Genomic DNA, 11,260 nt, shown 5'->3' with positions numbered 1-11,260 from the left:
CTTCCAAGTATCCATGCGTTCTTTTCTCCTTACTAGTACTTCGAAAAATTTGATAGCTAAGAATATTTAGCAAAATAAACACTTCGATTCAGCCACTCTCTACAAAAAATTTAATCACGGCTACCCTCGTCTTCTGCCAAAACATAATTAAGTAACGTGTGAGGTACTGTTTCATTTAATCGGTAGCCCGCTGCTTCTTTATAAAACGTCCAGCTATCTGTTTTAGCTAATTCGAGAATCTCTGCCTCAGTAGTTTTTTCTGATTCCAATTCAAGTAAACTTTGAATGATTTGTATCCGAGCATCTAATATCAGTAGTTGTTTCAACTTGGAGAAAAAATTTTCTGAAGAAATTTGGTCAACCAGATAATAGGCTTCTTTTTTTATTTTATCGTATTCGCGATAAATGAGTGGATACTCGTATTCAGTCATCAACGAAAAATATTGGTCGTATTTATCAAAATAATGGTCGAGGCTTTTATTGGTCAAAAGCATTCCATCAGCTCCTGTCTTTTTTATTTTATTTTTTATAATCGTACCTTTTTCATTTGTATTTTTATTTACCTTTTTCCTAAAAAAAAACTAAATTCATAAAATTTATTATCAAAAAATGGCGGTTGAACAAGCAATTTTTGATACTCTCTGCACAAAAGAAACATTTATATTGAAAATGAAAAACAGACCATTTATTTGATCCAAAAAATACTGTCTTAACATTGATTGATTATTAGCCAAGGAAAATTACTCCAGCTAATTCAATTGCTCAGAGCTAGTTTAAAATTCGGAAAGTAAGCCTCACCTTGCTTATGTGATTCATTAAAAGTGGAAAATAGAAAAGAGAGTGAATGATCGCTAAGGATCATTCACTCTCTTATTTTTATTCAAACATGTAATTGTCAACCCATTTATTTGACGAACATCGCATCTCCAAAACTAAAGAAGCGGTAACGTTCGTCAATCGCATGTTGGTATGCAGACAGAATTAATTCGCGACCTGCAAAGGCACTTACTAACATCACTAAGGTTGATTTTGGCAAATGGAAATTTGTTGAGAACGCTTGGACGACTTTAAATTCATAACCTGGTGTAATAAAAATTTCTGTCCAACCACTGTCAGCCTTGATTTCACCATTGAACTTTGTCCCAATCGTTTCTAATGTCCGAATAGAAGTTGTCCCTACCGCTACGATTTTCCCGCCATTCTCGCGAACTTGGTTCAAACGTTTCGCAGCATCCTCTGTTAACCGATAAAATTCACTATGCATGTGGTGATCTTCAATCTTATCTACGCTAACTGGACGGAATGTTCCTAGACCAACATGAAGCGTCAAGTAGACTAATTCAATTCCTTTGGCTTCGATTTCTTCCAATAATTCTTTGGTAAAATGTAATCCCGCTGTTGGGGCTGCCGCAGAACCATTTTCTTTCGCATACACTGTTTGGTAACGATCTGGATCTTCTAGACGTTCTTTGATATAAGGTGGCAAGGGCATTTCACCCAGCGACTCTAAAATTTCAAGAAAAATCCCGTCATATTTAAACGTAATGATGCGTCCACCATGTTCGAGTTCTTCTTCTACCACGGCTTTTAGTCGACCATCACCAAATGAAATCGTTGTCCCTACTTTGGCACGTTTAGCTGGCTTGATCAACGTTTCCCATGTATCCCCTTCTGTGTTCGTTAAAAGCAATACTTCTAAATGAGCGCCAGTATCTGGTTTTTCTCCATATAAACGAGCGGGTAGCACGCGTGTGTCATTCATGACCAAGGCGTCCCCCGGGTTCAATTCATCAATAATATCATGAAAATGTTTATCTTCTAACTCCCCTGTTGTACGATTGACCACTAACAAACGTGACTGGTCACGATCTTTTAACGGTGTTTGTGCAATGAGTTCTTCTGGCAAATCAAAATCAAAATCCTCTGTTGTTAACATCTTATCCACTCTTTCTAGTCATTTATCTCAAGCTATTCTAACACTTTTTTAGAGACTTGGCGAACAGCTCAGTTCAAACTTTTTAGTACACCCCAATCCATATTCCAGTAAAAAATCTCTTCTTTCAAACCCTTCGATTTGTATGTTAACGATTTTTCAGCCATACTAGTTATGTGAAGATTAAAAAAATGATAATTTGAGGTGAGAAAATTTGATTGAATTTCAACATGTATCAAAAATTTATAAAGGAAACAAAGTTGCTGTTGATGACGTGAATCTTTCGTTTGAACAAGGAGAATTTATCTGCTTTATCGGAACTAGTGGTAGTGGGAAAACAACGACGATGCGCATGATAAATCGAATGACTGACCCGTCTAAAGGAAAAATTTTGATTGATGGAAAAAACATCCTAGATATCAATCCGGTTGAACTACGCCGACAAATTGGCTATGTTATTCAAAATATTGGTTTGATGCCACACATGACCATTCGAGAAAATATTACACTTGTACAAAAGCTACTGAAAGTTAGTCAGGAAGAACGTAATAAAACTGCCGAGAAAATGATTGACCTTGTCGAATTACCTCGTGAGATGCTTGATCGCTATCCAAGCGAACTCTCTGGCGGACAACAACAACGAATTGGTGTCGTTCGGGCATTAGCTGCTAATCAAGATATTATTTTGATGGATGAACCATTTGGCGCGCTAGATCCAATTACGCGTGACGCCTTGCAAGATCTAGTGAAAGACTTACAAGAACGTCTAGGGAAAACCATTGTCTTTGTTACCCACGATATGGACGAAGCATTAAAATTAGCAAGTCGTATCGCTATCATGAGTGAAGGAAAAGTGATCCAGTTTGATACACCAGAAAATATTTTACGTAACCCTGCCAATGAATTCGTAGAAGAACTTATCGGTGAAGATCGTTTGCTTCAAGCAAAACCGGACACGACTCGCGTCAACGAAGTCATGTTGAACACTGCCATTACGATTACTCCGGAAAAATCATTGCAAGAAGCAATCAAACTCATGCGCGAAAAACGCGTGGATACCCTTTTAGTAACAGACAACTCAAATGTATTGAAGGGCTTCATTGATGTTGAAACGCTTGACCGAAAACGTGGCAAAGTTTCGAGTGTTGGGGATATTTTAAATCCTAAAGTTTTCTATGTGAAAGAATCTGCTTATTTACGTGACACTTTACAACGGATTTTAAAACGTGGACTAAAATACGTGCCTGTCGTTGATGAACAAAACCGAGTAGTTGGTATTTTAACTCGTGCTTCACTAGTTGATATTGTTTATGATGTGATTTGGGGAGAAGATCAATCTATCACAGATGCGATTGAGTCAACGAAGCCTGTAGAAACAAAGGAGGTCTAGCTCATGCAGCAGTTTTTTAATCAGCATGGCGCCGAAATTTTAACAAAGAGTGCTGAACATCTTTATATTTCTTTTTTCGCTCTAGCACTTGGTATTTTGGTCGCAGTTCCGCTAGGGATTCTCTTAACTCGTTTTCAAAAAGCGGCAACGATTGTGATTGGTATTAGTAGCGCACTTCAAACGGTTCCCTCTTTGGCGCTGTTAGCTCTGATGATACCCTTGCTAGGCGTTGGAAAAACACCCGCAATTATTGCTCTCTTTATTTATTCGCTATTGCCTATTTTACGAAACACCTATATTGGGATGAAAAATGTGGATTGGAACTATCGAGATGTTGCCAAAGGAATGGGCATGACCAATCTGCAGTCCATTCTTTCAGTGGAACTTCCAATCGCGATGCCAACGATTATGGCTGGGATTCGTTTAGCTGCAGTCTATGTGATTGCTTGGGCAACTTTAGCCTCTTACATTGGTGCAGGCGGTTTAGGTGATTTGATTTTTAGTGGACTAAATAATTATCAACCAGATCTGATTTTTGCTGGAACGATTCCGGTAACGATCTTAGCTCTGCTTGCTGATTTCTTACTTGGTTTATTAGAAACACATCTCACTCCGATTGCGCTTAGAAAGGAGAATGATGAATGAAACGACTTAAACAACTCATTTTGCTTTTTGGACTCTCACTCATTCTCGGTAGCTGTTCTTTGCCAGGCTTAGCAAGTAATACGGATGACCAAACGATTTCGATTACTGGTGGCATTACTTCAGAAGCACAAATTCTTGCAGGGATTGTCGCTGGAATGGTTGAACATTATACAGACAAAAACACAACGATTATCAACAATTTAGCAACAACAACGATTAATCACCAAGCTATGATTAATGGGGACGCTTCGATTTCTGCGGCACGCTATACAGGAACGGACTTAACAACTACCTTAGGGCTACCGCCTGAAAAAGATCCTAAAAAAGCATTTGCCATAGTGAAAGAAGAATTTGAAAAACGGTACAATCAAACATGGTTTCCTTCTTATGGATTTGAAAACACGTATGTCTTTCTCGTTCGCAAAGACACAGCTGAGAAATACAATCTAACGAAAGTCAGTGATTTGAAAAATGTAGCGGATGAACTCGTTGCAGGTGTCGATACTTCTTGGATCAACCGTAAAGGTGATGGCTATGATGGCTTCCAAGAAACATATGGCTTTTCGTTTGAATCTATCTTGCCAATGCAAATTGGTTTAGTCTATGACGCTGTTGAAGCAGGAAAAATGGACATCGTATTAGGTTATTCTACTGATGGACGAATTGCAAGTTATGATTTGGTGATGTTAGAGGATGATTTAAGCTTCTTCCCACCTTATGATGCTGCACCGGTCGTCGCAAACCAAGTGTTGAAAGACACGCCTCACCTAGAGGAAGCCTTACAAAAATTAGGTGGTACGATCACTACAGAGGAAATGCAAAAATTAAATTATGAGGCAGACAACAATTTGGTGGAACCTTCTGTTGTTGCCGAACGCTTTTTGAAAGAACATCATTATTTTGAGAAAGGGAAGTGATTGCATGGATAAAATGAATTTATTTCAACAATTCGTCTATTATTTTCAAGAAAACGGTGCCTATGTCTTTAGTCAATTTATCCGTCACTTCTTGATTTCAATTTACGGTGTCTTTTTCGCCGCTGTTGTAGCGATTCCGATTGGGATATTGATCTCTCGTAAACGCAAACTTGCCAATTGGGTCATTCGCTTAGCAAACATCATTCAAACTGTCCCCTCTTTAGCAATGCTTTCTATTTTGATGATTGGACTGGGGCTAGGTGTTAACGTAGTTATTGTTACGGTCTTCTTGTACTCCTTATTACCAATTATCAAAAACACTTATACTGGTATGATCCAAGTAGATAAAAATATTTTGGATGTCGGTAAAGGAATGGGTATGACTGCTCGTCAACGTTTAATCATGGTGGAACTACCTTTATCTGTTTCGGTCATTATGGCTGGGATTCGTAACGCTTTGGTTGTTGCGATCGGAATTACTGCGATTGGTGCATTCGTTGGTGCCGGCGGCCTTGGTGACATCATTATCCGCGGGACCAATGCAACAGACGGTGCTTCAATCATTCTTGCAGGTGCGTTACCAACAGCTTTAATGGCGATCATTACTGACTGGGTACTTGGTATCGTAGAACGACGCTTAGATCCTGCAGCAAAAAAAGCTTAGTGTACGAAGCTGAACAATAGAAAAAAAGGCCCTGCGACAGTTTGTCACAGGGCCTTTTTTTCTATAAACAGTGTTCCCAAAACAACTCCTCAAAATAGCTCACATTCACTTCAAAATATGAAAAACTATTTTGAGTGTCTGCTCGCTATCTTGTCAGAGCTAAACGTTTTGCACCACAACCTTATTCACAGTGTTCCCAAAGCAATTCCTCAAAATAATTCATAACTGTTCAAAAATATGAGTAGCCATTTTTGACAGTTATGAATTATTTTTTCGAAACTGAGCACTTGGATCCACAATCTTTGTTTATTGATAAAGTAATCGCTATGCTCCATTACTTATTTTTTCAGATGATAACTATAGGTACTAATAACAATATTTTCTCGCCAAGAAAGTCGCAAACGTAAACGCAAACTTGTTTGGTTGTGCAAAATATTTTGCCAACGACGGTTTGGTACAAACTGTGGAATCAACACCGTTGTCGTATAGTTTTGTTTTGCTGCATTTTTGCTCACTAGATCCACATAGCGAATAATTGGGTTTTCAATTGAACGATACGAAGAATGAACAACCGAAAAACGAACATCAGGAAAATGTTTTTTGAATTCGGCTTCGATTTCTTTTTCCTTCGCCACATCTTCATCTAAGGATACGTGCATTGCTACTACATAGTCCCCAATCGAACGTGCATAATTCAACGCTCCAATGTTTACACGAGTAACATTTCCCACTAAAACTAACACCGTATTTCCATCAAAATCATGTAACTTAGCATCTTCTTCTAAGCGAAGTTGTTCTGCCACATTTTTGTAGTGTCCATGAATTTTGTAAAAAACAAACAAAACAATAGGCATAATGATAAAGAATGGCCAGATATCACCTAAACGATAGATGAACAAAATAATAATAATCGAGTAAGAAATAAATGCTCCAACAATGTTTGCAATTGATTTTTGCAACCATTTCTTACCTTCTTTTCGCCACTTGATAACCATCCCTGTTTGAGAAAGAGCAAATGGGATAAATACACCAATCGAATAAAGTGGAATCAATCGTTCCGTTGATCCTTGGAAGATAAACAATAAGATGATTGAACCAAAGGCTAAAGTCATGATCCCATTTGAATAACCTAAACGGTCACCACGATCCTGATACATATGTGGCATGAATTTATCTTTTGCTAAATTAAACGCTAAAACTGGAAACGCAGAGAAACCAGTATTTGCGGCTACTGCTAAAATCAAAGCAGTTGCAAATTGTAAAACGTAATACAACACACCATGTCCAAAGACAGCTTTACCGATTTGAGACAAGACCGTCACTTCTGTTTCAGGTACGATGCCATACCAGTAGTTAATGAATGTAATTCCCACAAAGAAAAATCCTAAAATGACAGCCATCATTGTTAACGTACCCGCAGCGTTTTTCGCCCGTGGTTTTTTAAAGAACGGTACCGCATTACTGATTGCCTCAACCCCAGTCAGTGAAGAGGAGCCAGATGAAAAGGCACGTAAAATCAATGCAATCGAAACACCTGGAACGGCCGCGCCTGGCAAGGCAGTCGCATTTAACGGTACTGCACCAGTCACAATGTTGAACAGACCAACGACAATCAGCAAGGTAATGACAATAATAAATGTATAAACAGGAACTAATAAGAAAGAGGCCGATTCACGTAACCCTCTTAAATTCAGCATCATCAATAACAAGACAATTGCGACGGAAATACCTACCTGATGACCATACAAAGCTGGGATCGCCGACGTTATCGCCTCTGCCCCAGCAGAAACAGATACCGCAACAGTCAGCATATAATCGATCAACAATGATCCCCCAGAAATCAGACCAGCGTTTTTCCCTAAGTTTTCACTACTTACCACATAAGCACCACCGCCATGAGGATAAGCATGAATAATTTGTCGATAAGATAAAGTTAATGAAATAAGTAAAATAATAACAAATGCTGCAATAGGTAATGAATACCAAATTGCTGCGGTAGACAAAGCAACCAACACAACAACGATTTGTTCTGTCCCATATGCAATCGAAGATAGTGCATCAGAAGACAATAATGCTAGCGCAGCAAATCGACTCAATTTATGGTCGTCATTTTCAGCAGACTTTAACGGTTTACCGACTAACAACCTTTTTAAGTAATCCAACTCTTAAACTCCTTTACACTTTTTTTCATGTTAAATATTGTTTTCGAAAATTTACAGTAAACAAGATGATATAGTACGCTCATCAAATATAAAAGTCAACATTCTACTAAAAAAATCTTTCAAAAAACGAAAAGATTTTTAATTATAGAAAAACTGGAATCTCCATTCACTCAAGAGATTCCAGTTCAATTTTTGATTCATCGCAACGTACTCAGTGGAAAATATGACTTTCGTGTGAGTATTCCTGCAATTTTTTCATTTTAGATTCAATAAATGGATAAACAGCCGTTCCGACAATCCCAAAGACGATGAACAAACCAATCATAATCCAAATCGCATTCGTTGCCGTTGGCCAGTAAATACCACCAGCTGATTCACGCAATAAATTCACCGCGTGAGTGAACGGTAAGAATGGATTGATCATTTGGAAGAATTTTCCAGAAACTTGAATTGGATAATTCCCACCACCACCTGAAATTGACAGCACGAGGATGATAATCGCCAGCCCTTTCCCTACGTTGCCGAATAAGGACGCTAGCACATAAACAATCATCATGAAGGATAAGGACACTAATAACGCAAATAACACGCTATACACTGGATTATGAACGTCTACGCCCAATAGGAAGATATTTCCAAGAGCAACGATCAATCCTTGTGCCAAACCAATCGTTAAGAATGTCAACATTCGAGCAACATATTGTTCTCGCTTCGTGAATTTTATTTTATCTTTTTTCTCAAGATAATAGTCAGTAGTTGCTACACTTGAAAGTAAGACTGCACCAACCCAAATACATAATGCCGTGTAGAATGGTGTACTTGCTGAACCATTATTGGCAATTGGATACAGTTGATTTGTTTTCAATTCAACTGGGTTTGTAAAGAAATCACTTTCTTTTGTCGCATCTAATTTCAATAATTTAATTACTTCACCAAGATCGACTTCTTCTTCCCCTTTACGGATAGCATCAGCAGCTTTTTCAATTCCTGCCTTGATACTTGGCCAATCATTTGTAATCAAGTCTGCGGCAGCATTAACAGCTGTCTCAACTTCTGGCATCTTTTCATTGACCGTTGTCAACGTGCCCGTTAATTCACCTTTTAAAGTTGGCCAATCATTCTTAATAAAATCAGCAGCTGTGTTTAATTTTTGCGCAACGACTGGCAAATCATTATTATACAAGTCAGCGCCTTTATTGATGCCGTCAACGATCGTATTCATGTTTCCATTCAGCATGGTGTTCGCATCATGGACTTCTTGACCAATTGCGGGCATTTCTTTTTGATATTTTTCTAGGATACCAACTGCATTTGAAACAGTTGTCTTTGTCGAACTTAATAACGAATCAAAGTCGATTTGGTCTGCTTTGTCTAAGACACCATTTGCTGTTTGAATCGTGTGAATCAACTGATCTAAGATTGATTCAACAGTTGAGCCAACTGCATTAACATCAATATTACCTGTCAATTCTTTGATATTTGAAGCAATTGTTTTGACGCCTTCAAGCAAACTTTTCACTTGATTTAAGTTCCCATTTTGAACAGCCGTATTTAATTCATTCACACGTGTGTTCAAATTACCAAGTGCTGTTTTGATATTTTTCAATCCAGCAATAACGTCGTCTAGTTTATTGTTTCCAGCACTTGTTTGTAAGTCTGTCATAAATTGGACAACTTGATCAATGGCTTCTTGTTGACGACCCAAACTAGCAGAAAAATCAGTTAAGATTTGACCGATATTCGCTTTTTCTTCAGTCGTCAGTTCACCATCTGCAATCGCTCCTTCGATTGTTTCAATAATCGAATTTGTCGTAGTGGCAACTTCGCCAATTGATTTTAAAGTCACTTGCACGCTGGTCACAATACTTGGAACAGCCTCTTTTAATTGTGTCGCACCGTTTTCAGTTGTCGACGCAAGATTACTTGCCTGTGATTCCAATCTTTTGATATCTGGCAGAGCATCTTGCACTTGACCAATAATCACTAGTCCTTGTTTTGCTTCATCAATTCCTTGATTCATTGTATCTTGGATTGAAGCAAAATCTTCATCAATCATCGCTAATTGTTTCCCAGCGTTTTGGATTTCAGGAATTTTTTCTTGTAGATCCAAAATAATCTTCGCTTGTTCTTGAAGTTCAGGCATCTTGTCATTCAATGCAATGACTTTTTCACCCATTTCGTCTACTTTTGGTAGATAGTCAACAAATTCATTTGCTTTGTTGAGCTTTTCTTTGATGCCAGGAAGTTGGCTTTGAAGTTCTAGCACTTTTTTGGTATACCCTTCAATGTCATCCAGGTTTTCATCAGTAGAAAGAATCATATCTTTTACTTTATTGATGCTCACTAAGTTGGAATCAATATCGTAACCAATTTCGTTAAAAACTTTTAGCAAGGTTGAACTTGCTGTGTTAATAAATTCCTCTGTGATTTGTGACTGAATCGAACTTGCACCTTTATCAGTGATTTTCGGCGCAATCGCGTTAATTTTTTCATTAACGGTGTATTCGATTTTTGGTTTCTTAATGTCCCCACTGGTAAAACTTAATAAGTCTTCAGAAAAATCAGTTGGCAGATAAATACCTGCATAATATTTTCCTGAACGAACACCAGATTCTAATTCAGCTTTTGAGTCAACAAATTGCCAACCCAGCTGGTCATTTTTGTGTAGTGACTTTATTACTTCTTTCCCAATAGCTACTTCTTTTCCTTGAAATTCAACTGGCTTATCCGCACTGTATACGGCGATTGGTAACTCTCCAGTATTTCCATATGGATCCCACAAAGCTTTGATATTAAACCATGCGTACAGTGAAGGGATAATCATGATAGCGATAATCAGAAGTGTCGCAATCGGGTTTTTAAAGATTCGTTTCCAATCAAGTAAGTAAAGTTTAAATGTATTTTTGATTGATCCCATAATTTTCCCCTTCTTTTTTTCTAGCTGAACTACTTTACCATGCAATTCTCTATGATTTCAATGAACATTAATCAAAAAAAGCGAGAATTTTGACATATAAGGACAACTGTCGAACTGTAATCTCTTACAATTTAAAAAACTATTAAATTTTATTTCCTTCACTTTATCATGAAATAACGTGGAATGATAATTTTATGATAAAAATTTAGCCCTAATCCATGAAATCTCTTTCGCAAACATAAAAAAAGTGAGGACAAAACTTTTTTCTTGTTTTGTCCTCGCCAAAAAGTTTCTGACAGAATTAAAAATTATTTACCTACTTTTTTCTTCAAGATAGGTTTGCATCAATTGTTCAAATATTTCATTTAACTGTTGTTGATTACTTTCATCTCTTACGAAAGATTGGACAGAAGAGCCACCATTATCAAAACATTTGATTGGAACTGGTTCATTTGCTATTTCTTGAACAGTGATTTGCGGGTGATACATGAAATCACCACAGGGACCTGGTTGTAAAAAAGCAAATTCATAGTATTCTCCTTGTTTACGTAAACGATAATAACCATTCGTTAGCCATTCTTTTTCAGTTAACTGTTGTTTGATTGCTTGCCAATTTTTATTCATCCTCTCAC

General features: G+C 37.6%; 9 protein-coding genes. 4 read left to right on the top strand and 5 right to left on the bottom strand.

What is annotated here, in order from left to right; translation table 11 throughout:
- Positions 1-110: 110 nt before the first annotated feature.
- Positions 111-494 carry a DUF7006 family protein gene (locus IGJ66_RS00950; RefSeq protein ID WP_067483334.1) on the bottom strand — a complete coding sequence of 128 codons (384 nt, stop codon included), beginning with the start codon at positions 492-494 and terminating at the stop codon, positions 111-113.
- A 410-nt stretch (positions 495-904) separates the two neighbouring features.
- Positions 905-1,936 (bottom strand): tRNA preQ1(34) S-adenosylmethionine ribosyltransferase-isomerase QueA, encoded by a 1,032-nt coding sequence (gene queA, locus IGJ66_RS00945; RefSeq protein WP_086270542.1) that lies wholly within the window; start codon positions 1,934-1,936, stop codon positions 905-907.
- 211 nt (positions 1,937-2,147) lie between these two features.
- Here queA and IGJ66_RS00940 point away from each other — a divergent pair, with 211 nt between their 5' ends.
- From IGJ66_RS00940 to IGJ66_RS00925, 4 genes are read left to right on the top strand one after another with little or no spacing between them, the layout of a single operon-like run.
- On the top strand, positions 2,148-3,323 hold the full coding sequence (locus IGJ66_RS00940) for a betaine/proline/choline family ABC transporter ATP-binding protein (protein ID WP_067483338.1): 1,176 nt from the start codon (positions 2,148-2,150) through the stop codon (positions 3,321-3,323).
- A 3-nt stretch (positions 3,324-3,326) separates the two neighbouring features.
- Positions 3,327-3,968, top strand: coding sequence for an ABC transporter permease (locus IGJ66_RS00935; protein WP_067483340.1), 642 nt, complete (start codon positions 3,327-3,329; stop codon positions 3,966-3,968).
- Positions 3,965-4,885 carry an osmoprotectant ABC transporter substrate-binding protein gene (locus IGJ66_RS00930; RefSeq protein WP_430616687.1) on the top strand — a complete coding sequence of 307 codons (921 nt, stop codon included), beginning with the start codon at positions 3,965-3,967 and terminating at the stop codon, positions 4,883-4,885. Before IGJ66_RS00935 ends, IGJ66_RS00930 begins: the two co-directional genes overlap by 4 nt.
- A gap of 4 nt (positions 4,886-4,889) precedes the next feature.
- The gene (locus IGJ66_RS00925) at positions 4,890-5,549 is read left to right on the top strand and encodes an ABC transporter permease (protein ID WP_067483344.1); all 660 of its coding nucleotides are present in this window, start codon (positions 4,890-4,892) and stop codon (positions 5,547-5,549) included.
- 338 nt (positions 5,550-5,887) lie between these two features.
- Here IGJ66_RS00925 and IGJ66_RS00920 read toward each other — a convergent pair whose 3' ends face one another.
- From IGJ66_RS00920 to IGJ66_RS00910, 3 genes are all read right to left on the bottom strand, one after another.
- Positions 5,888-7,711: an amino acid permease gene (locus IGJ66_RS00920; RefSeq protein WP_067483346.1), complete on the bottom strand. Its 1,824-nt coding sequence runs from the start codon at positions 7,709-7,711 to the stop codon at positions 5,888-5,890.
- A gap of 211 nt (positions 7,712-7,922) precedes the next feature.
- On the bottom strand, positions 7,923-10,628 hold the full coding sequence (locus tag IGJ66_RS00915; protein WP_430616686.1) for a YhgE/Pip family protein: 2,706 nt from the start codon (positions 10,626-10,628) through the stop codon (positions 7,923-7,925).
- 312 nt (positions 10,629-10,940) lie between these two features.
- Positions 10,941-11,252 carry a hypothetical protein gene (locus IGJ66_RS00910; RefSeq protein ID WP_270346074.1) on the bottom strand — a complete coding sequence of 104 codons (312 nt, stop codon included), beginning with the start codon at positions 11,250-11,252 and terminating at the stop codon, positions 10,941-10,943.
- Between the last annotated feature and the right edge of the window lie 8 nt (positions 11,253-11,260).

It is taken from the genome of Enterococcus sp. DIV0176 (assembly GCF_050528535.1).
In the GTDB taxonomy this organism is placed as follows: domain Bacteria; phylum Bacillota; class Bacilli; order Lactobacillales; family Enterococcaceae; genus Enterococcus_B; species Enterococcus_B thailandicus.
This window is presented reverse-complemented; position numbering and strand designations above follow the sequence as displayed.